Origin of the sequence: Xenorhabdus bovienii (assembly GCF_024721015.1) — a bacterium.
GTDB lineage: Bacteria > Pseudomonadota > Gammaproteobacteria > Enterobacterales > Enterobacteriaceae > Xenorhabdus > Xenorhabdus bovienii.
In genome coordinates this window covers 43,546-69,748 of the sequence record NZ_JANAIF010000012.1, presented here as the reverse complement: position 1 = coordinate 69,748, position 26,203 = coordinate 43,546, and the positions used below count along the sequence as shown (strand labels likewise).

The window sequence follows — 26,203 nt, the reverse complement described above, 5'->3', positions numbered from 1 at the left end:
TAAAAATTTATTCTGGTTTGTAAAAATAAATAACCGCTCACACCAATGTCAGTTATTTTTGTCAATAATAAGAAACGACTCCTCACGATTCAACATCTGGCGTAATTTTTTCTCTTCTTCATCAACCAGTTGAGTTAATTTTCTGACGAAAATAGCTTGTAATTGATTCCAATGCTCTTCGAAGTGTTCTTCATTACGTAAGCAATGTGTCATTACTGCTGCACGTAATACATAAATACAGCGTGTTTTTTCCCACTCACTATGGCTAAAACCACATTTTTCAGCGTAATACCAAGGTGTATCACCGTACTCTTTGTAATCCAGTATGGTTGAGGATGTGAGAAAATCGTTGCTATATGCACGTCCTGAAGAATATGAACACAGTTCATAAATTCGCTTGTTAAGTGCATTGTGGTTGATAAGGCTGGTGTTTCCGACTTCTTTGAAGGTGAAGTTGATCATGTGAAAATCAGGTGTTGGCATAATATGCATTTTAAACCGATACTCACCGACTTCGATTGGTGGCATATTTGCCATTTTATCTAATAGCTGATTCGCAGTGACTATGCCAGCGGCTATCACTTTTCCATAACCACTGATGTTCAAAGGCAGTAATCGATGAGCTGCCCACAGCGCTGCTGCGGTTGCCCCTGATTTCGAACCTTCCATGATAGAAGCGCCAAGTACCCCTCGGTTACTGGCAGGAGAGTTACTTTGGTTGTCATTTTCTTCAAAGACATAAAGGGCGCGTGAAGAAATCAAATCGAGAATACGTTTGTCTTTCATACAAATTGCCCCGGCTGAATATTGAATAAATCCAACCTTATGCGGGTCAACTGTAATCGAATCGACATATCGCAATGCTTTGAAGCTCTGGTAAACCTCTGGTTTTGGCCAACTGATATTTTCAGGTACGATGCCTAGTGTATGGTGATAGTTAACCAGATCATCATATTCCATAAATTCACCCTGTTCATTAAGAAGCATGGAACAGGCATATCCTGCATAAGCGGCATCAACATGGATATAGAATGATCCACCATAACGTTTTTCACATTCTTGCCGTAATGCAATCACTTCATCAATCCGATCAATAGCACCGACTTCAGTCGTACCGACTACACCAATCATCGCCAAAATAGGCTCGCCCTTCTCGATTAAGTCAAAAGTGATTTCCCGCATTTTGCCAATATCGGTTTGATAGTGTTCATTCACAGGCAATGGGATAATATTTTCCTGACCGATCCCAAAAATATCTGCTGCTTTCATCCAGGAATAATGTTTGGATTGTGGTACGAGTAGCTTACCCAAAATTTCAGTCTTACTCCCTGTACCACGACACGTCATGTTACGTATTTCATCGAAAATCCCACGTTCTTGTAACTCGCTGATTAAATCGAGAACTTCAGTTGTTGGCATATTCATCAATTGCTTTGGTGACTTATGACTAACCAACTCTTTTGTATCAGGATGTTGGGATACAGCAAAAGGCAATGTTTTTAAGTTTCTGGCAACCCACAAACCTTCATAGTTAGCAACAGTTCCACCGGAAGTGATATGTCCCCATGCGTGCTGAGGGTCATAACCAAACATCCGGCAGAGATCTAACCCGGATTCAAGTTCAAGTTCTGTTGTTGTGGGTGATGATTCGTAGCTACAGTTGTTGGGGTTGTACATCATTGCCATCACATAGGCGAGATTGGAAACCATCAAAGTGTCGCCACTAATGTGACCTAGATAACGAGGGGAGAAGAAAGGAATCGAGGTGTTTTTCAATTTTGCTGATAGCTGATTCAATATTCCTTCTGTCCGATAGAGAGTTTCTCTGTAATTATGCTCATAACGATCAACGGATGTAACCAAAGCGGCATCTTCTGGGTGAAATCCTGAACGCCAGTGCATGTGTTCACTAACTGCATAGTCCATCATTTCTCTGAAAAAAACTGCATTTTCTGATTTTGGGCCTAGAAACAACGCATCTACATTTAAGTTGGTATAAAGAGGCTTAGTCATAATCACGATACCTTTTGCTGGTTCTTAGTGTTTTATACTATTTTTCAATTTATGCGTTTATAAATTTGTTAATGTTATAATTTTTGTTTCATACGTTAATGGCACACCTCTTGTAACAAAAGAAAAAATAACAATAACTTATTGAAATTAAATAATTTAATTTTTGATGAATGTGCTAAAAACATTCATTAACACATATCAAATTAATCTATTTTAATCGATATAAAACATACTTTTTAAAATATTAATCATAAGTTAATAAATAGTTTCAAATTTGTGCGCTACAACAAATTAATGTGCGGAATACGGAGTGATATGAATATGGAAATGTTTCATTTTAAGACTATGAATGTGAGAACGTTCTACATAACAAAAAACATGACACTGTCACTAATCGTGTTATGTAGAACGGCAGAACAGGGGAAGTGGAAAGTTACCCAATCAAGGTAAAATGGCGGTTACATGTTACATATAATGAAAAAAGTATATTGATTGACCATCTCAGCGATAAACATGATAACCGTGCCAGACAGAATGGAAAAACCCAGACGGATTAACGCCCGATTTCTCCCTTTCCATAAGGAGTAAGCCCATATTGCCATTGCAATAATATATAAACACCATGAAACTATTCTCAGCCCAAATGCACTTTTGAAATTAAGTTCTGGATGGAGTGGAAAGATAATATTTTCGTCGACTGTTGTGGTTTCTATTAACCACTCCATATAGGCAGGCTGCTCAATCAATCGCATTGTTACACTGATGAAAACAATAATCAGCGCTGCCAGCACACTGCTGACCAACAAGAATCAATACATCATATTATTAATTCAATTTAAGTTTGATTGATATGTTATATTGAATGGCGAAAATTTTACGCAAATTTAGCGTTAACCCCAAAAAATTCTTTTTTTTCTCAAGATGCCTTTTTGCGTGATGATTTATACAGTGATTAATAAGAGAATCTAGCTCTTATCAGAGCGTTCTAAATATGTTAAATTGACGTATATCAATCACTTCTAATGAGCACTCCCTATGATCCCGGAAAAACGTATTATTCGTCGGATTCAATCTGGTGGTTGTGCAATCCATTGTCAGGATTGCAGCATTAGCCAGCTATGCATTCCTTTCACCTTAAATGAATATGAACTCGATCAGCTTGATAATATTATTGAGCGTAAAAAACCGATCCAGAAAGGGCAAACTTTGTTTAAGGCTGGTGATGCATTGAAATCACTCTATGCTATCCGTTCTGGGACTATCAAAAGTTATACGATTACTGAAGAAGGCGATGAGCAGATTACTGGTTTTCACCTTGCCGGCGATTTAGTAGGGTTTGATGCTATCATCAATACTGAGCACCCCAGCTTTGCCCAAGCACTGGAAACTTCCATGGTGTGTGAAATCCCATTTGAAACACTGGATGATCTTTCCGGTAAGATGCCAAATCTCCGCCAGCAGATGATGCGCTTGATGAGCGGTGAAATCAAAGGCGATCAGGAAATGATCCTCCTGCTATCCAAGAAGAATGCGGAAGAAAGGCTGGCAGCATTTATCTATAACCTGTCACGCCGCTTTGCGCAGCGCGGTTTTTCTCCTCGCGAGTTCCGTTTGACCATGACGCGTGGCGATATTGGTAATTATCTTGGTTTGACTGTTGAGACAATTAGCCGCCTGCTTGGCCGTTTCCAGAAAAATGGCATTTTGGGTGTTAAAGGTAAGTACATCGCGGTCGAAAATATGGAGAAACTGACGGAATTGGCAGGAAAAGCCCCTGTTTGCGTGTCCTAAAGTTATCTTAAATTTTAAGCCGGATCGCTATATTTTGCTGATCTGGCTTTCTTTTACCCTGTTATAGTTGGTCATATTGGTTTATCTTCTTACAAAGATGTATCCAGCCTCTGCGAGGAATTCAATATGGCAAACTACCAAAACCTCTTAGTTGCAATTGACCCAAATCAGGATGATCAGCCGGCATTAAGACGTGCAGTATATATCGTGCAACGTAATGGTGGCCGGATTAAAGCATTCTTACCTATTTATGACCTCTCATATGAAATGACCACCCTGCTTTCTCCAGAAGAAAGAAATGCCATGCGTAAAGGTGTCATTGGTCAAAGAATTGCTTGGATAAAACAGCAGGCACACTACTATCTTGAATCAGGCATCGACATTGAAATCAAGGTAGTTTGGCATGGTCGTCCTTATGAAGCCATTATTCAGGAAGTCATCACAGGAAAGCATGATTTATTATTGAAAATGGCACATCAGCATTCTTTATTGGAATCCATGATTTTTACGCCGCTGGATTGGCATCTATTACGTAAATGCCCTTGCCCTGTCTGGATGGTTAAAGATCAGGTCTGGCCAGAAAAAGACTCTGCCGTTGTTGCGGTTAATTTATCAAATGAAGAATCTTACCATACTGCACTAAATCTAAAATTGGTGAAAGAAACGCAAGATCTCGCTAACCGAATTGTAAAAGAACCTCTGATTCATCTTGTCAGCGCTTATCCTACCGCGCCTTTAAATATTGCAATGGAACTGCCCGATTTTGATCCCAATGTATATAACCAGGCATTACGTGGTCAGCATTTGGTTGCAATGAAAGAGTTGCGGCAAAAATTCTATATTGATGAACAACAGACTCATGTTCACGAGGGGCTACCTGAAAAAGTCATTCCTGAAATTTGTGATGAATTAAATACGGGAGTGGTTGTTCTGGGCATTCTTGGGCGAACTGGGTTATCCGCTGCATTTCTTGGTAATACGGCTGAACATGTCATCGATAAGCTTAAATGTGACCTGCTGGCAATTAAACCGGATGGTTTTGTTTGCCCGATTAGTGTGGATGAAGAGTAACTGTTCGTCTTTTGTACGGTATATCTAAAAATACTCAGAAGTTCTATTATCCGATTTTCTAAAAGCCAGCTCCATAAAGGAGCTGGCTTATTTCTCTCTATTATTTATGCTCTATAACACAAATAGTTAAATCATCATGCTTACTGTTATTTTTGAATATTAAATTATAATATTCAGGTAACTTGCTCGGTTTATCATTTTTTCTTTTTTTAGTTCAACTGCAATGGAAAACAGGGATCATAATAATTAAAAATAAATTACCCTATTCCTCTAATTATTTTATCTTCCCTGTTAAAAATTCAGATTTTTGGCTGCATTTTTTAAACGTTCATCGCCTCTTCGATCATATTTTTGGGTTGTAGTGATACTTGAATGCCCCATCGCATCTTTCACTGTTACAATATCCTCCCCATTGTCCAACATAGCTGATGCGAATGTTCTACGCAGATCATGAGGCGCAAATTTTTCCAGTCCACTCTCAATTCTACGTGTCTCCAATATATGATAAATTGCCTGGTCTGACAGGCGGTTATCTGTTACATCATCATCACGACGGATACGGGTAAACAATGGCCCGGCATAATCACCCCGGATTTCATCTATCCAGCGGTTCAAACGTTCCCACGTTCCTTCCGGCATATAAGATAAACGTTCTTTGTTTCCTTTTCCCATGACTCTCAATGCTTGCTCACGGCGAATAACATGTTTCAAATCCAGCGAGATAATTTCTGACCGACGGAGTCCGCAACCGACAAGTACACCAATGATGGCGGCATCACGTAAGCCTTTTGTGCTGAAGTCATTTTCACAAGTAAAAAATAACGTTTTAATTTCATAACGGTCAAGCGCTCTTCCTTTCGGCAACCGATTCCCCCTGACAGAACGCACTTGTTTGATATGTTGAAAACTGTCGGTATCGATTTGCTTCATTGTCCAAGCTTCCAGCGCCACGCCTTTTAACGCGGCAAGGTAGGTATTGATCGTCGCTGGGGCTTTGCCGGAATCGGAGAGCATTTCCATGATAGCTTGCACATGATGGCGTCGTAGTGCATTCCAAGTACAGTCCTGTACATTTTGATACCCAAGCATTTTTGCCACGATATTAAGAAACGATTTCATAGTCTGGCGACTTCGCTTTGAGCCAAGACTGACAAGATATGCAATAGCGGGATTGTTATGTATCTGCTGGCCAGATGCAGACAATGACATGATCATGCCCTGCTTTTGTTGATCACGTGAAATGACCATCAATGATTTTGTGTCTTCATCACTTCCATCGTTAAATTCATCTAGGTTTTGGTGGTTCAAAATTTCCTCCTTGTTGCTGATTTTAATGTCTTCCGTTCAAACAAGCTCGAATCGAATTGTTACAAAACAAGTGTGTCCACTCCGTTCAGATAATGGAACTTACCTTATTAGCTCGATTTTTGATCATAATCATGATTGCGCTGTGTAAAAAATGGGACTCATTACCCACACAATCTTATTGTAGAAAAGCTACTTTTTCAAATGTTTCTTTTAATAAGTAGGATAGATTTTAAGCTCAAGTGATATTGTAATTAATTGTTTAATAACAATAAAATTCACATACAAGAACGAATAGAGATAAGTGTTAATTTTTGCAAATGCCTTTCTCAAGGTGTCATTTCAGTTCATGAACGTTGCATACGGAACGCCTTACAGACCCCATTGGGGTCTGTAATTAGCTAACTCGGAATTAAGAACGAATGGTGTAACGGATATGCAGAATGATATCGTTCAGACTGAGCAATAAGTTTTTCTGTTTGTCGTTTATATCGGGGAAACTCAGGGTTAATGTACCCGTGTCATCCACAGGAAGTCCTTCAAATGGCAGGTACTTGGCATCATTGAAATCCATCTGGAATTGACCACTGTCGTTCATTCCATGTGAAATCGCGATAGCCTTGCAACCACGTGGCATTATTGTGCTGCCGCCATAACTCAGTATGGCACGGACATCTTGGTATGGGCCTAAAAATGCAGGCAGCGTGACACTGATTTGTTTTATACGACGAGTTTTCCCTAAACCTTCAGGGTAATCTGCGGCAATATCCAGATCCGACAATTTGAGGTTTGCTTGTAGCTGTGTTCCCTCCACTTTCAAACCGTTCAGATCTGTACCAGCACTTCCCTTACCTGCATTTACCAACTCAATGATCTTATCAGTAAAGGTGAAACTGTTATCTGACAGGCCGATATACACCTCAGCTAAAGAAACAGTTCTAGTGACCTCCAGTACCCGTTCATCTTTTTCCAAATAGTTTTTTTCCATCTGTGCCAAATTTAGCATCAGGGTTTCACCTGCTAACAAACCAGCATAAGTTCCATGCCAGGCACCGGGCTTAATGAAGCGTACAGCCTTATCGTTCAATTCATACTGGTAAGTTTGTTCAGCCATCAAACACAGGGAAACAGCCAAGTCATAAAACTGATAATAAATAGCCGCCAATCGCCCACGTAGCCAGTTATACAACGCTGTATTGCTGAATTTGTTTTGCAGGAAGGCCAGCTGTGCCTGAGTTTGTGCCTGTTGGGTTTCCAGATGGTTTTTTTGCAATACTGCCGCTTCACGACGTATAGCCAGAGCAGCTAATTGGGCATCAATTTGTTTTAGCTCAGTTTCGGCATTGTTGCGCTGAATTTCCCACTCTTGTCGACGACGGCGGTATATTTCGGATTGGCTGATTTTATCTGCGGCAATACGTGTGGCTGATGAAGAAATCTCGATACCGATAGCGGTAGCATTGAAAAGTGCCCCAAAACGTGAGCCCCCCACGGCAAAACCGTAAATATTGGGGACTAAATCTGCGGCTGCCGCAGCCATATGCAGGGCCGTACTGCTGGTGCTCAATACCGATGAAGAGAGATACAGATCCATCGCTTGTTTTTCACCGGAGTTAACATCTTCGTCATACAGCGTACTGAAGCTGTCAAAACGAGATTGTGCACCATGACGGCTTTCCTTAAGCGCCACTTCATCAGCATCAATTTCAGCAATCATCTTGTCCTGCATTTTAATACTCTGCAAAGCTAATTCACTGCCTTGAGTTTGCAGCAATTCTGCCAGTGCTTCTGCATCCTGCCGTTCAGTAATGTTGAGCAAGGTATTGCCAAACTGTATCAGTTGGGTCACTCCCCACTTGGCATTTTCCAGAATAATCGGAAAACGGTACATCGGCATTACTGTCTACTGTCCGAGGCAAATCCCCTCCGCCTTGTGAGGCGGTGACGGCAGCACTAAGCAGTACGGACGGATCTGCTGGTGTCGCATAGATGGGTAATGACAACGGCTGACCATCAATTGTCAGATTATGACGTAAGTTATATAGGCGTTGTGCTAACGTCTGCCAGTAACTTTGCAGTTTTTTGTTTATCTGAGGAAGGAACAAAGCGGTTAACGAATTTGCAGTACGTTTCGCCGGCAAGGCCGCGCGTTGACGCAGTTGCCGCATTTTATGCTGATAATGATCACGAATGGTTTGACTGGCGGCTTCTTCCAAACGGGGTTCTGACCAATCGTTATCCAATGAAAAATAAGGTTCATCGCCCAATAAGGTGAGTGCCTGCACATACCACATTTTGGCTTCGTTCAAAGTATCGCGTTCAAGCTGGCGATAGGCGCTATCTCCGCGAGCAATTAGCAAATCGAGCGCTTTCATAAAGGTAGTCACTTTATAATGCATGGGATCATTCTGGGCAACGGCGTCTGGATCTACCGAATCCAGCGGATTGGCGTTCCAGGAAATATCTTCCTCCAATGGACGGACATTCCAGTAATAATCCTGTATATCGCCCTGAACCAGATAGCCGGCTGGGTTCCAAATATACTGCAACCAACGTGTGGCGCCAGTGAAATTTTGTTCATGTAGTAAGCGCTGAGCCACCAGCATGGGGGTATAGTAGAACAGTTCCCAGAAATAGAGAGCATTGGCACCGCTGAAATCCATGGGCTCGGTGTTTTTATTATTGAGTACCGTAACTAATTTGAACATGCCTAACTTTGAATTACTGTTAATGCCAATCTCATTTTGTTCTTTGTTCACATAGATAAAATGAGGACCTGACCAAGGGACATCGCCGTGGTTTTTGCTGGTACTTAAGAAAATTTCTGCAATAAACCTCTCATCAAGTGGCTTTTCATCCAAAGGAATGAATAATGTTACGGATAACTCTTTATCCTGTAACATGCCAGAATAATAGACCCGGGGAGTATTATCAACGACGTGTTTGAGATTGAGTTTAAACCAGCGCTCATCGCCATGCTCCGCTTTATTATATGGTGGTAGCACGAAGCTGGCGTAGAAACCTTTACCCAATTGCAGTTCCGGCAAGTTTTGCGTTTCCATACTCAAAACATTATCAATGCCAATATTGGCTCTTTCAGCTAATTTTCTGGAAAATAAAGTATTTAATCGGGTTCTATAAGGGCCAATCTGCATATATTGTGCGCCTGATGGCATTTTATGCAGCGATATAATATTACTTTTATCTTTGGATTTTAGCTTTATATGAATCGGCGATTCAGCAACCATGCCATTATAACCGACCTCTGGCTTATTAATAGTAAACTCACCTATAAGAGGAATATCATAGCCTTCAACATCCACTGTGACTTGATTAAAATCATATACCATAGGGTTAGATTCAGGTGAAGGCTTAGAAATTACATGGTCGTTAGCATTTAATTCTACTAAAATATCATTGCCATTTTTTAATAAAAAACCAATATATTTATCTGAAATTTGTTGGATCATAGGTGAAACAAACTCTATATCTGTAGCAATTAAATAGAAATACTGACATGGGTCGTTACGTTCAAATCCTACAAATATAATTTCCGGTTCATTAATGTTTAAAATATCATCAATAAATGCTTCGCATATAGTATGCCAGACTCCTGCGCTATCTTTCCAATTAGATACCATATTAACTTCGAGGCTTAATTCAGTACCGTTACTCATATGAATTAAAATTCCACCAGATTCTCTGGAGATCTTTTCTTCGGTTCTACCATGCATTAATACTCTAAAATATTCTGGATTTTTTAAATCTATAGTAATAATAAAATCTAATGTTCCATAATGTACGATTTCGTCATCTTTTCCAAGTATCTCATCATGCCTATCATAATCAAATAAAAGAACTTCCTCATCTTCTACCATCGATAGTAGGTATTTAATCTCATCATTATATATACCTCCTTTTGAAAAGCTAATTTCCATTGATGGTTTGAAGCTTAATTTAATATGACCACTGGTTGATGATTCATATGATAGATCAACAATATTGCCTGTTAAACTAATAATTTTGTTTTTGTCTGTCGTTTTATCCTTGTATTCAACTAAGTAGTCTATGGTAAATTGATTATTAACTTTATAGTCCGTTTTGGTATCAAGTTCTGATAATGTACTTTTAACAATGGCATTTAAATCATTCTCCGTGAGAATAGAAAATGTCATATCAGGATTAATGGTTATTCCTTTGTTTGCAGGAAGGTTATTGCTTGAATAAGCATCTTTCTTTTCATAAAAATAAACAATTACCACTTCTTTTTCATAATCATAAGAACAATATATACCAACAATTGAATTGTTATTGATTTTATCGGATACATTGAAACTAAAAGGGGAAATCCAACTTCCATCATAACGAATATGTGACAATTTCAATATATAATCGATGACATTTAGCGAACCATCTTCATTTTTTAATTCTTTTTTCTCTAGCCACAGTAAATACAAGCGAGATTTGCAAACAACAGGTCTAATATTTTCCTGCCATACATTGATTGGGGTTTCAATCTTTTTCCATTCTCCCCAGGCGTTGGCAGAAAATTTACCGTGTTCGCACTTTTGATGATCGACATTACGCCAATAATATAATTTTGGTTCTGTCTGACTATGACCAATTAAATAGGTTAATCCCTCATTCACATTGATATTGTCATGGTATCCACTAATGACCTGTAAATTAGCGACATTTTCAAATGCAGTCAGATAATTTTTGAAACCGTCTTCGACGATATCAGTGTTTAATTGGCTTTGAGAAAGCTGTTGTAACAGGTTATCATCATACCCGTCTGACCAATACGCATCGTGGGATCGATATAGTTTTCCGGGTAATAGACCAGTTCAGACACTCCGGCCCAAGTGCTGTAACGTCGATTATAGGTTTCCCAGTCGCAGAAGAACTGACGGGCTTTCACTTGTTTTGATACTTTACTTTCAACATTATTCAACGCCCGATTGACATACAGTTGAATGCTGGCAATTGCCTCTGCCACACGGGTAGTTTTCACTTTGGCAGAAACTTGGTTGTCAATCAGTAGATAGCTGTATAACTCATCCCGGCTCTGAATCTGTTGAGGTGCGCCATTATTGATATAGTAAGCACTGACCGCTGTAGCCGTTGCTTCATCCAACAGCGCCTGAAGGTAATTGGATTGTTGATTGTTCAGACCTGCCTGCAACAAAATACTGGCTGCTTGCCAGTCATCAAAAGTTGGCAGAGGTGTTTCAGGTTCACCGGCATATTTTAGTTTTATGAGTGCTGCAACGCCATCCGGAGTGATGCCCAGCGTGGTGGCTACATCCAGCCATTGCAGAGTTGCATCCATTGTTTTCCAATTGGTAAAAATGCTTTCTCCCGAACCAGCCTGTTGCAATGCCTGAGCTATTTCCTGAACATCAAATTTTAGAGCTATAGCCAACTGCTCGGCTGTGAGTCTCCCCATGTCTAATGCAGTTAAAATTTCTGTGGCATAGCTTCCACAACGCATTATTACAGTGTGGAAACGAGTCAACGCTTGAAGTGTGAGAAGATCATGCTGTAGTACCGTTGTTTCTAATTGAAACCGCTCCGGTTTTGTGACCAACAGTGTCAATTCATTTTCGCTTAGTCCAATATTGCGCACAATCAGCGAAAGTTGCCCCAGTACTTGACAAAAGGCTACCATTTTTTGAGTTTCATTCTCTGAGCGATCATTTTTGGTAACAAGGATCATGAAATTATCAAATGTCAGCCCTTGAGGTTTTATCTGATTAATCCATAGCAGGATAGCTTCCGCTGTCTTGGCTGAATCCAATTGAATGCTGGCAGCAATAAGCGGTGCAGCAGCACGGATAAGTTCGTCACTACCGAGTGAAGGTGTCGATAGTCCAGTCGTGATCAGGTTTTCAATGTCCGGAGTGAGGATAGTGCTGTAATTGTCTGTGGTCATAAGAAATACATCACTGACTGACCACTTTTGTGTTGCCAGCCACTGTGTGCATTGAAACAGAAAACTGATTAATTGGGTTAATTCTGTATCGGAGAAATCGGCAATTTTCTTGTCTGCATATGGGGAAACGGACAACAGCATGGAGAATTCATTCACCGTCAGATTATGAATTTCTGCCAGTAGGTGGACGCGATAAAGGACTGACAGGTTCTTCATTGAACAAATAAATGCCGAATTTGTTCCCTTGTTGACCAGTTTCCATAGAGTATACAGCTCGGTATCATTAACTCTGAAAGCACGTTTCATTACCCCCAAGTGAAAATGGTTTTCTGATGCACCAGGGGTTAAATCCAGTTCGGTATTATCGGCAGAAAACTCTTGTCCATTCAGTAACGGTGTATTGAACAGCGTTGTGAACTGGCTGGCTTGCTGCTTAGTGGGGTATTGACTAATATTAGAATTACACAATACCAGCGCATCACTTACGTTAATATTATAGTGTTGCATATAATATTGGACATAAAACAACTTACCCAGCACATTGCTATCAATGGTTAAATCATCATTAATACTTTCTACCACCTGCCAGATATCTTCTGGAGCTATTCCCATCGCTTTATACAAACGAATGGCTTTGTTCAATTTCAATAGAAATATATCGCCGGGGAATTCCACCATTTTGAAGAATGTGTTGGCATTGATAGGTTTCCAAGGATCTGGATTAACTCGCCATAAACGAAGTGTTATGCCATTGATAACTTGTTCTGTCGTCAGTTTGATGGGAATGCTGTAATGGGTATTAGCAATAGGCACGAAATTTGTATCTCGATATACATATTCGTCATCTCCATTTTGAAGGCGAAAATCTATACAGTCATGCTCTGTTTTTTTTATGCTGAAATTATATTTGTACTCATTTCCTTTTACCGGAATAAGCTCTGCGTAATTTAAACGTGAATCGTAGTAATCTTTGCGGGTTCGCTTAATCAACCTTGCTTTTGCCGTGTTATTGCCATCATTTACCAATGTTATTAGTTGATCATTCTTATACTGTTGATTGGTGTTTTTCTTACCGAAGGACAAATTGAGCCAGAAATCGTTGACATTTCCCGCCCCGTGGCGCTAACAAGCTGATAAAACGAATCATAGGTATATTGACTTTCCGGCGAAATTTTCTGGTTACGCCAGTACCGTACAGCCTGCGCATGATCATAAACGCTGACAACATTTCCTACCGGATCATAGAGATAATGAAAATTCTGTAAAATTGCGGCGCCGGATGGATGATCGGATAACCGTTCAACGCGACTTGCAGACAGTCGCTGGGTTTTCTGTTCATACAGATTGGTAGTGACAATCCCATTACCCTCTCTTTGGCTTAATACTTGTCCTGCCGCTGAATAGGTCAGAGAGGTCATTATATTTTTTTCTTCTCCCCGTACAGGCGTCAGCCAACTCCTTTTTACCTGACCGGCCCGGTCGTATTCCTGACGCTGCTGATTTCCCATCGCATCCGTTTGTGTCAGCATCGCCCCGGTGACATCCGTCGTCATCCGAGTGGTAAAACTGTCTCCGGACAATGGCGCATTCCAATCATTGGGCGTGTTTCCCTGCCAGTTAGCGTCCATATCATCTGGCAATAGCTGTCGGGTTATTCTTATCGGACTTCCCAGTAAAGATATGCCCTAGCATGCTTCACGTCCTGCCGTATCGTAGCGGGATGCACAGGCTCCAATCAGGTTATAGGCCTTTTCTTGCTGACTATTTCCTGACCAGATAAAGCGTTCAACAATACTGGGTTCCTGCCCTGACGCCTGTTCAGAAATACTCAGCAGTCGCCCGGCCAGATGATGCGCCTCATATAAATATCGCCGTTTTACCCCCATCGCATCAATACTGATCACCGGCCGCCCGGCAATATCATTTAATGCCGCGGCAACGCCGTCATCGGCTCCTTCTGTCCGGAGAGCCATACCACTCAGGCTTTGTATACTGGCTCTGTCGGGTTTTATGCGGTTGTCGTTTTTCCATAAATCATGTTGACGGGGTGAAAAGATCCGCGCCGGAAAACCGGCTTGGGTATACTGACTAAAAGAAATACGTTCATCGGTCAGATCCAGCGTATCCGGATGCCGGTAATATTGAACAGTTCTGACGTTTAGGCCACGGTTATCCATGACAACTACGGACGGGGTTCCTGAATATAATGTCTGTGACATTGATGACTCCTGAAAAATGTTTCCCGATATCTCGGTGGCTAGTACATGTGCTATTGGCTCACTTCTGCGGCCGTGTCGTTTTCATCTTCACTGACAACAAACCAGGGAGTCATTAACGTCCGGCGCAGATAACCCGCCGCAGTCACCACTTGCCAGACACGGCCCAGCGGGTCATAACAGCTTGTATCAGCGAAGAGATCGCGACGTACACTATCATCTTTGACATATCGCCAGTTATTCAGAAAGTAAGGCAGGTATGTACGTACAGGTTGGCCTTTGCCGTCATATTCTGTCCTCCCGGATACCACCCACCTGAAATCAGTGTGTTCATTGATGGGTAATCCGGCTTCATCTGCGATAATCGTACCGTCATCACTCAACTGCCATGCTTGCCCTGCTTCATGTCTGGCGGCGGTTTGTAGCGTTCTTCCGAAACCATCACTGAAAGAGAGGCTCTGGCGGAGTTGTTGTTCTGGATCACGGTCATATCTGTCCGTTGAAATATTCAGCGTATGGGGTGGAAGGCAGGAATTTGAGCTAAAACTCGCGGCGGAATTTCGGCGCAGATAACGTCTCAGGGCGAGCCGACCCATGCGATTATCTTCGGGGGATACGTTTTTAAATTCTGTCGTTTCTGGTGTTACCCGCGGCATCCAGCTCAGGGGGGTGTATCCCTGCATCACCCCTGCTTCCAGTCCACAAAATCTTACGCTGGTCACTCTTCCCAGCGCATCAAACGTGGAAGTAGAAATATTATCGTTCGCATCCGTTACCCTATTGGCCACGTTAAAACGATAGTCATATTGGGCATACGCAACCGACCCCGTGGCACTCTGCTCCCGGATCACCGCGCAGAAATGCGTATCCCAACCGGTAAGATTTTTGCCGGTCATCAGTGTCTGACGCTGTGCCAGTGGCCGATAAAACCCTTCTGCTCCCGCAAAATCGGTGTAACCCTGACGTCCCACCCAGACATTAAATCCCCCGTTGTCCTGTAAAGGCACCGGAACAGACTGCCAGCCCGCGTTTTCAAGCTCTTTTTGCAGCTCATCCGGACTCATGATCCCCTCAAAGGCTTTTAACGAGGCCTTATTAAATTCAGCGGTTTCGGTGTAAGCAACTAGAGGAGGAAAATCCGGTTTACCACCAGCACCGGTATAGTTCACTGTCACATGCCCCAGATAGTCATCTTCTGTGTTAGGCAGTTGTCCGGCACCGGGAGTGCCAAAGACCGTACTGAACCCTTCCAGTGATAATCCGCCGTCAGGCACGACGTTCTGAGATAATACCCGGGTATCACTGCGCGACACCGCTGGCAGTCCCAATAGCCATAATGTTTCGTCAATCACATGATGATATTCGTAGCGCTGACGAGTCAGGCGCAACAACATTTGCTGGTCATCATAACCGCTGTCAAACAGCGTTTCCGGCAAGGTATCCGGATAGGGTGACATTGCGGGTTTCTGGCGCCGGGGATAAGCGATACTCAGAATATCCGTGGGAAAGCCTAATGTATCACTTTTCAGAACAATCTGCTGACTGTACTGTGGATCTGCTGCAATGCGCTCATATTGATAACTTCGCGATTCCAGCATTGAGGGCCATGCTGAAGGCGCCTCTGCCATCATTCCCGCAAGCAGGCGGATCTGAGGACGTGACTCGCTGACAGAATAGGGCGTCCCCGCCAGTTCTGTATCGTCATCCCCATATATTTCACTGCGTAACGGCATCCTCTTCAGCGCCCGGCTCAACCAGTACATTTCCTCTTCATTCGGGATGATGGTGACCTCACTGCCTGTGGGGGTGTCGTAGCGGGTAAAACGGGGTGTAAAGCCCGCAAAAGCCTGTTCATCCCCTTGCCAGTATTCGCGCGGCAGCAAACCGTCCACCTCAGATATCCCCGTGGCAAACCAGCTGACGGTGCGGGAAGGTGCCAATGTTTCAGTCTGTGTACCCCGGGTCGCACACGCCCGTTCATCTGTATCCGTTTGCGTGACCCGCCCGAAACCACGATATTCCCGTTCCCGGCCATCCCAGGCACCATGGGCATAATCGCAACGGCTGGATAGCCGGTTTCCCGTGATCTCATCCCGTACTTCTGTGCGCCACAAGAGATGTACCGGAAATGGCAGGTAACTGGCGACCTTACGCCCTTCCTCTGTCGCCTGCTGTTTTTCATCCAGCCAGAATTGGGCAGAACTGCGATAATATAATGCGGTGTCAGCCCCCATATTGTTGTTGACCGCATTCAACAGCCAGGGTTTATGTGCCGTCACCTCCAGACGCCAGTGCTGTACAGCGATATGTGGCACAGTCAGAATAATAGCGGTAACGCCAAGCCCTTGGGTGTCCGCAATCTGTAGCCGGCAGGTATCATCAAAACGTGCCCCGGTCGGCAGGTCAATGCGCAACGGTTCTGAAAATCGGTTGCCACTTTCATTGATATAGAGCTCCAGATAAGTACTGTGGACATAAATCAGGTCAGTGGTACCGGAGCCGTCCATATCCGCCATATACAATCGATTGGGGTTAAAAGCTTCCCCGGTAATTCGAAAACCCGGCAGTGTCAACGGTTCACCGAAGCGTCCCCGACCCAGATTTGGCCAACAGCGAACACCGTCAGCAGAGACTTCCACCAGATGCGGCTGCCCGGAACCCGTCATATCACTGAATGCCACCAATTTGCGCGCATCCCGTCCCGGGATCGGCAGCGGAATACTCCCCTGATAGCCCACATCCTGGGCTTTATCCCATCCCCCCGGGGTATCTGCCCAGAACCGCACACTATGGGGACCAATCAGTGCAAGATCGGGTAACCCCGAGCCGGTGATGTCTGCCAATTGCGCTTGCGGATGAAAGTATTCCACCGAGATGGAAGACAGCGGGATAAATGGCGTCCACTCCCCCTCCGGCGTCATCGTGTGGTAACCCCGGAGTCCGGCAGAGGTCACTACCTAGTCCAGCCGACCGTCGCCGTTGAAATCGATCAGCATGGCACTGTCCTGCTGAACCGGAATAGATGGCAACGGTGACCGGCCAGGGATTGACCTGCCGCCGAATCTAACAGCGACATGGCCCGCTGCTCTCCGTGGTTGATGTCCTCGTCATACAGCTGCTGGTATTTCTCCAGACGGTTCTGCGCACTGCGCCGGCTCTCTGCCAATACGGTAATATCGGCATCCACTTCGTCTACTGTCCGTTGCTGAATGCGGATGCTCTGTGTCGCCAGCTCCATGCCCTGCTGCAGTAACAGTGTGGTGAGTTCATCGGCATCATCATGCTCTGCCATACTGAGCAGAGAAGCCCCGAACTGGGTCAATTGCGCCACCAGATTGCGGGCCCGCTCCAGCATGACCGGGAAGCGATATAGCGCCAAAGTGCCTGTCGGCAATACACTGCCGCCCTGAGACGCCTGTACCATGCTGGTGAGCAGCGCTTTCGGATCGGTGGGTTCGGCGTAGATCGCCAGCGATAACGGCTGCCCGTCAATGGAAAGGTTGTTGCGCAGGTTAAACAGACGCAGGCGCAGGGTTTTCCAGTAATCAGTGAGCGCCGGGTTATATTCCGGCAGGAACAGCCCGACCAGAGAATTAGCGGTACGGGGCTGGGACTGCGTGGAAACGTCTCCACGGTCCAGCGCAGCAAGATCCTGTTGATAAACCGCCTGCACAGTCTGGCTGGCTGCAACAGAAAGGGACGGTGCCGCCCACTGGCTGCTGCCGTAATCCTCCGGTTCGTCACCGAGCAATTCCAGAGTGCGCACATACCACATTTTCGCTTCATTCAGTGCATCACGGGTCAGTTCGCGATAGGCCATATCGCCGCGCAGAATAAGCTGATCCAGCAGGCGCATAAAGGTGGCCACTTTGTAGTGCGTCGGGTCACTTTGGGCGACAGCATCCGGGTCAATTGCGTCCAGCGGATTGGCATGCCAGGAGGTGGTCTCTTCCAACGGTCGGCAATTCCAGGTCCAGGGAGTGATTTCCCCGTCAACGATATAGCCCGCGGGATTGTAGACGTAGTTCATCCATTTGGTGGCGTCGTCGAATTGTTTTTCCTGTACCTGTAACAGACGCTGGAAGCACATCATCGGGGTGTAGTAGAACAGCTCCCAGTAATAGAGTGCACAGGCCCGTTAAAATCCAGTGGTTCAGTGGTGATACCGTTATGGGGTTGTACCCCAGCGAACATACTGACATTCGAACTGTCATGGATACCTATTTTACCGCTATCATCCGTAAAGTGTGGTCCGTTCCATGTACCGTCATTGGGATTCTTCTGAGTGGTTAAAAACACCTTGGCAACGTATGACCTCAGGGGTTTATCATCCAGGGGAATAAAGAGCCGAACCGCAAGCTCGGTATCCTGCAGCAACCCCGAATAAATTATGTGCGCATTATCATCAACCACATGTTTAAGGTTAAGCTGGAACGCCAGACTGGTACCATGCGTCGCCGGGTTGTAAGGCGGCAGGGTGAACGTGGCGTAGAAGCCTTTACCCAACTGCGGCTCCGGCAGCTGCTGCGTCGCCATGGTCAAGATGGTATCAATGCCGATATTCGCTCTGGACACCAGTTGAAGTGCCAGCAGGGTATTAAGGCGAATGCGATAAACTCCGAGCTGCATATACTGAACACCAGCATCAGTGTTATATAGGTGAAGAATATTGTTTTGAGAGTAATCTACTTTTTTTATCGTCAGCGTAGAACTCGCCTTTCCAATACTCTTTCCATCGTTATCTTTAATTTCAAAATAGACATCTATGGACTCTATATTGTTAATAAAGGTTAGATCTGACGCATTCAAAATAACAGGATTAAATACGTAATTCATTCCTTCAAAGCTGGGTTTCGGAAGGTTATTGGCTGCATCCTTGGCATTAAAGACTTGATTTTTTTGTGGATTTTCTTACAGAAAAGAAGATGTTTTTTGCATCTATGTTCGAATCAAAATAATACCACCCTTTCGATTGCGACATAAACATAGGCCAGTAGAGGTAACTCCGGAGACGTAAGACATAAGAAGTGGTCTCGCACTTTTTAAATTTTTCTTGGCGATTTGAGCCAACGTGAAAGTTTGTTGTATTCTCAAAAGAGTTAATAGGAAATAAAAACTCTCTGGAACTGTCTGAATTCAAGGCTATGTAGTTGTCTTCTCCCCCAAGATAAAAAGGAGAGTTTTGTGCGACTCCAATGGTATTATTTGTTGTGTTATAAACTGGAATTGGCCCGTACATCTTTGGAAAAGGAAGATATTTACTTACCTTATCCGCCAAAATAAATGTGTGATCTGGCTTGCCACAAACTTTCATTGCAATTAATTGATGGCGTCTTAGATCATCATTTGCTCGATAATTTAGAGTAAATCCCGGATTATTCAGCGTAATAATCAAGTCTTCACTTGAATGGACGTGAGATATTTGCGGTATCAATGCATTATCTATAGCGATAAATGAATTTTGACTGGGAGCGGAGTCCAGTGCTAAAGAGCTAGGAATATCATAATCTTGAGCAAATTTATAATTGGCGCGTTTAACAATATGCCCCCTATCCGAAGAGATAATATCGAAAGTATTCTTTATCAAGGAATAGCGATTCAACTGCTTCGCATTCATTGGGTTGCAGGTGCCATCCGCATATACAAATAGTCCCTCTACCTCTTTGTTGCTGTCGCCAAAATCGTTGTAACTCTCCCCAGTCTTGTACACAAATACCAGCAACGTATCCTCGCCCTGAAAGCCTGAAGCCGCCAACCCCAATCGTTCAACATCAGGCTGATCGTCGGTGACTGCCTTCACCTGAGCCGTGATATCGTAAGACCAGGGGGCACTCCAACTGCCGTCATGACGTAAAAATGCCAGTTTCAGCGTAAAACGGTCATAAGTTTCCACCGGATCGGTGCCATTTTTCGCGACTTCCTCTTTTTCCACCCAGATAAGGTGCAGGCGCTCCCTGAACATCACCGGACGCACCGCATCCCCGTAGGGATTGAGTGCGGTATCAATCTTCGTCCACTCTTTCCAGGCATTGGCCGCCAGTTTACCCGCCTGCATGCGTGAGATATCCACGTTACGCCAGTAGTACTCCGGCAGATTTTCCCGCGTTTGCCCGACAAACCAGGTCAGCCCGGTGTCACTGTTGACGTTATCGTGATAGGCGCTGACGACTTTCAGATCCGCCACAGTTTCAAAGCGGGTCAGGTAGGTTTTAAAGCGGGTCAGGTAGGTTTTAAAGGCCTCCTCCACCGTATCCCGGCTAAGCTTGCTCTGGCTGATGTTTTCGAGCAGTTCATCCATCATCCGGGTCTGCCCGATACGCTGGGTCGGGTCAAGGTAGTTTTCCGGATAATAGACCAGCCGCGATACCCCGCCCCAGGTGCTGTAACGGTTATTCATCGCCCAGTCGGTAAAGAACTGACGGGTTGACACATCAGCACGGGCATTGGGTTCTATCCGGTTCAGTGTCCGGTTGACATAGAGTTGAATACCGGCAATGGCCTCCGCCAGCCGGGTGGTTTTCACCGCTGCGGAAACCTGATTATCAATCAGAAAGTAGCTGTACAGGTCATCCCGGCTTTGCAGGAACACTCCTTCAGGCGGGATATTCACCAGAAACCAATGGCACAGCACGCTACTCAGGCGCTCTGCGGTATGATCTGCCAGCGCCTGAGCTTGTTGTGTACTGAGCCCGGCTTCCATATTTTCTGCCAGGGTCTGCCACTCCTCCCAGGAAGGCAGATCCGGCGCTGCCTTGTTCGGTACGGTCACGTAACGGATATTCACCAGCGTCCGGATAACCGACGGCATGGTGTGCAGTTCTGATGCCACATCTATCCACTGCAGCACGGTGTCAATATCCTGCCAGCATTGAAGGCGACTCACGCCGGCGCAGGCCATCGCTTGTGTCACCATACTGATATCCAGACCCATCACCGAAGCCAGTCTGTCAGCCGTCAACGTCTGTTGGCGCAGCATATCCAGCGTGTCAGAGCTGAGGTGGCCCAGTGTGTTAATCCACTGGTGGAATCGGTAAAGTGATAACAGGGTATCAATATTGTGCTGTCCGGCAGGCTGATTTTTTGTTTCCAGCACGGTGAAGCCAGAGATGACCAGTATGGACAGCTCCGCTTCACTGAGGCGCAGCATCTGCACGGAAAGCGACAGTTGCGCCATCACATGACAGAACTGCACCAGTTGGGTCGTTTCATCGTCACTCAGTGTCTCTTTCAGCACCAGCATCATAAATCCGGCAATATTCAGGCCGCCCGGGCGCAAATTATCTGTCCATAACAGGATATAACGCGCCATATCCGGTGACGCCAGATGCAACGTAGCGGCAATAAACGGCGCGAGAATTTCAGCCTGCAGTTCCCGGTCGCCACTCTGCGCCATCTCCTCATTAATACGGGGCCGGAGGGTATTCAGCAGGTTACTGATTTCCGGGGAGATATTCCCGCTAAACTCTGGGGTGCATAACAACCAAAGCGCTTCCGTGGAGATCCCCGCCTCAACCAACCATTGCGTCATCTGATACAGCCAGATAACCAGCCGCGATAGCTCCTTAGAAGACAGAGACGCTGTTGTTTTGCCCCAGAACGGCGAAAAGCCATAAAGCATACACAGTTCATTGACCTTTAGCTGATGGACACTGGCCAGTAATTTCAGGCGATAAAGTGAGGAGATAACAGAAACAGAAAGGGTGATGTTATTTTTTATGTCCATCACACCAGCCAGTTTAGCTAGTTGATACAGTTCACCGCTATTAACGCCCAAGCCCCGCATTAGGGCCGAACGGGCAAAGGTCGCTTGCTCCTCACCCGGGTCAATGCTGACCGTGCTGCCGTCAGCTTCAAAGATTTTCCCACTCAGCGCAGGGGTGTTAAAGAGACGGTTAAAGTGACTGACGCTGTCGTCGTCGACATACTGATTGATGATGGCTCCGCTCAGCACCAGCGCGTCATCAAAGCTCAGAGCATAAGAGTGACTGTAAAACAACGTATAGAAAACTCGGGTCAGAACCGAGTCGTTGATGATGCCCTGTGAATTATCACTGAGTACGAGAGTTTGCAGTTCATTCGGTGAAAGTCCGCTAGCCAGGCACAAACGAATGGCTTTATTCAGTTTGAGGGCGAAAATGCTCAGAGGATAACTTTCGAAAGTAAAGACAGCAGTCCACCCAATCTGTCCATTGCCGCTGCGATTAAAATCAAATATTGTTGCCCCCTTTTTCAACTCATTAGCGGTAAGCGGTGACAACACGCCACTTTGATAAACTGTATTCGCATCGGTTGGTGCAGAGATAGAACCTATGACCTTGCTACCGTTGGTCGTTCCCACGTTACTTTTACGGATTGTGAGAGCGCCCCCACTTTTTTTAAAGCTAGCTCTGATAACGAAATTGTTGTCACCTTGATAGAGCAGATCCCAAAAGTTCAGGTGCTTAGTATAATCCCCGCCAGGAATTCGGGTTATTTTGTAAACCTCGAGTTTACCTTCACGGTCTGTCACCAGCCCCGTTGAAATATTATCAACGTAAACAGAGGCGTTGTCAGAAAAGTTGTTCTGAAACATCCCGAGATATTTCTGCACGTCAGAAAGTTCAAGGCCATAATGCCGGGCTATCCATGATAGTGATGCAAAATTCTCGGGCGTGATATTTTCACCGAAGTTTTTCGCAAATAACGCATCAGCATTTTTTTCCGTAATTTCCTCGGTCAGGATGTTATAAAGTTCCGGTGAGATATTGGCCAGAATAGCCAGCAATGAAGCCCCTTCCGCCTGCCCCATGACGTCTGGGTTACGGGACAGCGCTGACAGGGTACGGTCATGCGCCATAATGACCTGACGGATCGTCTCATAAGGCTGATGGTAAGGCGTGTCAATGGCCTGGCGGTAAGTCGACAGGCTCTCCATCAGTGCTTCCGCGTCACTTTCGGTCTGACGGGTAATATGCGCCAGCAACAGTTCATTAGACAGTGCCAGGGTGGAGATTTCCGAGTCCATGTTATTCTGACTCAGCGTCAGGTCAGCCAAATCCGGGCGGCGACTATCAAGATGATAAGCAGAGCTTGTCAAATGCAGATCTTTCGCCTCACGGTACAACTCCGTGAGATAGCCGGCCGGTGAGAACATGGAGGCCACGGAGCCCGAGTTGACAAAGGAAGAAGAGCGGGAGCCGAACATTTCATCGTAACTGCGTGAAGCGCTGTCTCGTTCAATACCCCGACGGATAGCGCCGGATAATTGCGGGTTGGCGCGGGTGAAAATACGGGCTTCCAGCAGACGATGACGTTTTTTTGTTCAACAGTTTCACGATAGAGATAATGGCTTTCACCCCAACTAAGTTGGTCATCAAATGTTTTTCTCAGTTCACTGAAGGAAAGGTGCTGAAGGTCTGCGAGAGTCATCGTCCTACCGTCGCGAGTAGGACTGATTTTGTTCAGTAATACATCCGCACTGTACATAATAACCCCAATTATTTTATAAAATAGAGAACTTGGCTAAAGGTGTCTCAGAGAGTTTTGGTAACCAATATCTTGTAGACTATTATCCTATTTTCGATGTAATCTTGCGTTTCAATTGATACTAATCATATTAAAAACTGCGCTATTGCAAATAGTGGAACAGAGTGCGTATTCTTACTGAGTTTCTACTTTAAACCCCGAATTTATAACTAAGCTGACTAAATAAAGCGACGCTTTACAAACATTCAAATCCACGCTATAGCGACTTACCATTAATTAATAATAGGGAGTACTACTGTATTTTGTACTTATTTCGGAGCGCGATTTTTGATATTTTAGGCCAAAAAATAGGGTGAAATATAATAAAGCAAGTTTTAAATTATATTTTTCTACTACATGCTGATGAGCACTATCTACAATACTTTTTCTGCATCCGCTTATACTACAGGTGGCTAATTACCCATTATTATTCAGGAAGAAGGTCTTAGCAAAATGAATAAATCATTATGTAATTCAGCATTAAAATTAAATGGTTATTTAGACATAGAGAATGACGAATCATCTGATAATATTTTTAATATACTTAAAACTCCCTGCAATGATTACCAGTCGTCAGTAAAGAAATTCATAAAGTTACTTAATTACATTCAGGATAATAATATTGATATAACATCATTTAATGAATTGGTTGCGCTTTATGAACTCGTAGCTCCGCATGATGCCGCTGTAGTTTCTATGATGTCAATTCATTTTAATCTGGCCATAGGGACTATCGCCAACTTAGGTGCTCAAACACCATATATAGAAAATCTATACCAACAGCTTTGTTCAGGTAGTGCTATTGGCGTATATCTGGCGACTGAACTGGCTTACGGTAATAATCTGATAGCAATCGAAACACAGGCTGATTATCTTCCGGAAAAAGGTGTGTTCATACTTAATTCACCCAATCCTGGTGCATATAAATTTATGCCTAATACCCTACCATGTGAGTTACCAAAAGTAGCTGTAATTTTAGCTCAACTAAAAGTATCAGGGAAAAAATATGGTATTTTCCCGTTTGTACTCCCTCTGTCAGTAAATGGTCAGTTAACTGTTGGAGTTAAAATCACTTCACTTGGCAATAAGCCAGGATTTTATCTTGATAACGCAATAACTTCATTTGATAACGTTGAAATTCCTTTTGAAGGGCTCCTTGCTAGCAATATGATCACATTGACCAGAAATGGTCAGGTATCATTACATACTAAAAGATTAAAAGAGCGGTTTTCGTTAATTACAAACCGAATACATACTGGGAAATTATGCATGGCCGTAAGCTCGGTTGCAGGGGCTAAATCGGCTCTTCATATCACCAGTACATATGGTAATAAACGACAAACTTTCGGCTACTCAGGGGCTATGCCAATAATTAATTATTTTCATTTCAGAGAGGGCGTAGCTTGGGATACCCTGAGTACGGTCACACATGCATTATATTTAAGAGAATTAACCAAAAAAGTTTCAGTAATGCTATCAGGCTCTGTTAAAAATTTTAAATTCTCAGATGAAGTACTTATTGAAATTATTACTGCAAAGTCCTTGTGCACATGGCGTACACAAGAAATATTAATTAATTGCCGTGAACGCTGTGGCGCTCATGGATTATTTTCTATCAACAAGATACCCCATTATTTAATGGGCAATTTTGGTGCAATTACCGCCGAAGGTGATAACGTTGTACTCTCCCTGAAGGCTGGAGAGATGATTTTTATTGGTGGAATAAAAAATAATAAAGAAAATGTTCAGCATGATTTATTTTTCATTCTGAATGATTATATGGATTTTTTATTACAAAAATTGAATAAATTAATAGTCAGTGGCAGTAAAAAAACAAATTTCGATGCTGTTAATAAATATAGCGGTGATTTTCTGGGGCTAAGCCAGACATATGCTGTTTTATCCGTAGTGACGACAATTATTGACGCATATCACACTGATGATATTGATATGATTATCGAAGGTTATCTTCTCGACTGGGTTCACCGTACCATGAGTAACCTATTAATAGGTGAAGTCATTGATTTTTAGGAAGCTAAAAAAATAGATGAAAGGCGCATAGAGTATATACGTAAATACGCAGAAAAAATAAATGATTATATTTCCGAGTTTGCAGTGGATAAATCTAGAATTGAAACACCAATATCCAGTGACGACTATATATCCTGGTATGCAGAGAATCATAATCAGTTAAAAGATTAACTGATTTTTATGCAAGGAAAAGAATAAAGTACAGTATATTTTTATAAACACTCCCGGGCTGATTAGCTCGGTTTAAATTGTATCTCGTTTTTATTTATCCTGCTTACTCATAATGGATTGAATAAAGATCTTTTTCTAAAAAACGGCAAAAAAAAGCTTCATGCCA

General features: G+C 43.8%; 14 protein-coding genes and 2 pseudogenes. 3 read left to right on the top strand and 13 right to left on the bottom strand.

Annotated elements, in window-relative coordinates; genetic code table 11:
- Positions 1–48: 48 nt before the first annotated feature.
- Together NXS07_RS05500 and NXS07_RS05495 are read right to left on the bottom strand one after the other, a co-directional pair.
- On the bottom strand, positions 49–2,013 hold the full coding sequence (locus NXS07_RS05500; RefSeq protein WP_258086328.1) for a pyridoxal phosphate-dependent decarboxylase family protein: 1,965 nt from the start codon (positions 2,011–2,013) through the stop codon (positions 49–51).
- Between the two features lie 458 nt (positions 2,014–2,471).
- Positions 2,472–2,819, bottom strand: a complete 348-nt coding sequence (locus NXS07_RS05495) for a hypothetical protein (protein ID WP_258086327.1) — start codon at positions 2,817–2,819, stop codon at positions 2,472–2,474.
- A 229-nt stretch (positions 2,820–3,048) separates the two neighbouring features.
- Here NXS07_RS05495 and fnr point away from each other — a divergent pair, with 229 nt between their 5' ends.
- Together fnr and uspE are read left to right on the top strand one after the other, a co-directional pair.
- Complete coding sequence (fnr, locus tag NXS07_RS05490; protein WP_258086326.1) at positions 3,049–3,804, top strand: fumarate/nitrate reduction transcriptional regulator Fnr; 756 nt, start codon at positions 3,049–3,051, stop codon at positions 3,802–3,804.
- Positions 3,805–3,930: 126 nt separating this feature from the next.
- Complete coding sequence (gene uspE / locus NXS07_RS05485) at positions 3,931–4,875, top strand: universal stress protein UspE (RefSeq protein ID WP_038183381.1); 945 nt, start codon at positions 3,931–3,933, stop codon at positions 4,873–4,875.
- 291 nt (positions 4,876–5,166) lie between these two features.
- On the opposite strand, the gene NXS07_RS05480 is transcribed toward uspE, so the two are convergent.
- The 11 genes and pseudogenes from NXS07_RS05480 to NXS07_RS05430 all read right to left on the bottom strand — a co-directional run bounded on the left by NXS07_RS05480 (position 5,167) and on the right by NXS07_RS05430 (position 23,796).
- Positions 5,167–6,084, bottom strand: a complete 918-nt coding sequence (locus tag NXS07_RS05480) for a tyrosine-type recombinase/integrase (RefSeq protein WP_254850663.1) — start codon at positions 6,082–6,084, stop codon at positions 5,167–5,169.
- A 508-nt stretch (positions 6,085–6,592) separates the two neighbouring features.
- Positions 6,593–10,829 (bottom strand): annotated as a pseudogene (locus NXS07_RS05470) (Tc toxin subunit A-related protein).
- A 98-nt stretch (positions 10,830–10,927) separates the two neighbouring features.
- Positions 10,928–12,928: a neuraminidase-like domain-containing protein gene (locus NXS07_RS05465; protein WP_258086324.1), complete on the bottom strand. Its 2,001-nt coding sequence runs from the start codon at positions 12,926–12,928 to the stop codon at positions 10,928–10,930.
- 218 nt (positions 12,929–13,146) lie between these two features.
- Complete coding sequence (locus tag NXS07_RS05460) at positions 13,147–13,755, bottom strand: hypothetical protein (RefSeq protein WP_258086323.1); 609 nt, start codon at positions 13,753–13,755, stop codon at positions 13,147–13,149.
- A gap of 45 nt (positions 13,756–13,800) precedes the next feature.
- A complete protein-coding gene (locus tag NXS07_RS05455) occupies positions 13,801–14,334 on the bottom strand; it encodes a hypothetical protein (protein WP_258086322.1) in 534 nt (177 codons plus the stop codon).
- Between the two features lie 50 nt (positions 14,335–14,384).
- Positions 14,385–17,285 (bottom strand): toxin TcdB middle/C-terminal domain-containing protein, encoded by a 2,901-nt coding sequence (locus NXS07_RS05450; RefSeq protein ID WP_258086321.1) that lies wholly within the window; start codon positions 17,283–17,285, stop codon positions 14,385–14,387.
- Between the two features lie 35 nt (positions 17,286–17,320).
- Positions 17,321–18,199, bottom strand: a complete 879-nt coding sequence (locus NXS07_RS05445) for a hypothetical protein (protein WP_258086320.1) — start codon at positions 18,197–18,199, stop codon at positions 17,321–17,323.
- A 221-nt stretch (positions 18,200–18,420) separates the two neighbouring features.
- Positions 18,421–18,960 carry a hypothetical protein gene (locus NXS07_RS05440; RefSeq protein ID WP_438818374.1) on the bottom strand — a complete coding sequence of 180 codons (540 nt, stop codon included), beginning with the start codon at positions 18,958–18,960 and terminating at the stop codon, positions 18,421–18,423.
- 126 nt (positions 18,961–19,086) lie between these two features.
- Positions 19,087–19,170, bottom strand: a pseudogene (locus NXS07_RS22175) (hypothetical protein); the annotation flags it as partial.
- A 43-nt stretch (positions 19,171–19,213) separates the two neighbouring features.
- On the bottom strand, positions 19,214–23,515 hold the full coding sequence (locus tag NXS07_RS05435) for a neuraminidase-like domain-containing protein (protein WP_258086318.1): 4,302 nt from the start codon (positions 23,513–23,515) through the stop codon (positions 19,214–19,216).
- Complete coding sequence (locus NXS07_RS05430) at positions 23,404–23,796, bottom strand: hypothetical protein (protein ID WP_258086334.1); 393 nt, start codon at positions 23,794–23,796, stop codon at positions 23,404–23,406. Before NXS07_RS05430 ends, NXS07_RS05435 begins: the two co-directional genes overlap by 112 nt.
- Before the next feature lie 492 nt (positions 23,797–24,288).
- On the opposite strand from NXS07_RS05430, the gene NXS07_RS05425 reads away from it, so the two are divergent.
- The gene (locus NXS07_RS05425; RefSeq protein ID WP_258086317.1) at positions 24,289–25,866 is read left to right on the top strand and encodes an acyl-CoA dehydrogenase family protein; all 1,578 of its coding nucleotides are present in this window, start codon (positions 24,289–24,291) and stop codon (positions 25,864–25,866) included.
- Positions 25,867–26,203: the final 337 nt, after the last annotated feature.

Bases quoted from the DNA above. Each gene is read 5' to 3' on its own strand.
- NXS07_RS05500 (WP_258086328.1), bottom strand. From the start codon at position 2,013: ATGACTAAGCCTCTTTATACCAACTTAAATGTAGATGCGTTGTTTCTA.
- fnr (WP_258086326.1), top strand. From the start codon at position 3,049: ATGATCCCGGAAAAACGTATTATTCGTCGGATTCAATCTGGTGGTTGT.
- uspE (WP_038183381.1), top strand. From the start codon at position 3,931: ATGGCAAACTACCAAAACCTCTTAGTTGCAATTGACCCAAATCAGGAT.
- NXS07_RS05480 (WP_254850663.1), bottom strand. From the start codon at position 6,084: ATGTCATTGTCTGCATCTGGCCAGCAGATACATAACAATCCCGCTATT.
- NXS07_RS05455 (WP_258086322.1), bottom strand. From the start codon at position 14,334: ATGTCACAGACATTATATTCAGGAACCCCGTCCGTAGTTGTCATGGAT.
- NXS07_RS05440 (WP_438818374.1), bottom strand. From the start codon at position 18,960: ATGCAGCTCGGAGTTTATCGCATTCGCCTTAATACCCTGCTGGCACTT.
- NXS07_RS05435 (WP_258086318.1), bottom strand. From the start codon at position 23,515: ATGTTCGGCTCCCGCTCTTCTTCCTTTGTCAACTCGGGCTCCGTGGCC.
- NXS07_RS05430 (WP_258086334.1), bottom strand. From the start codon at position 23,796: ATGTACAGTGCGGATGTATTACTGAACAAAATCAGTCCTACTCGCGAC.
- NXS07_RS05425 (WP_258086317.1), top strand. From the start codon at position 24,289: ATGAATAAATCATTATGTAATTCAGCATTAAAATTAAATGGTTATTTA.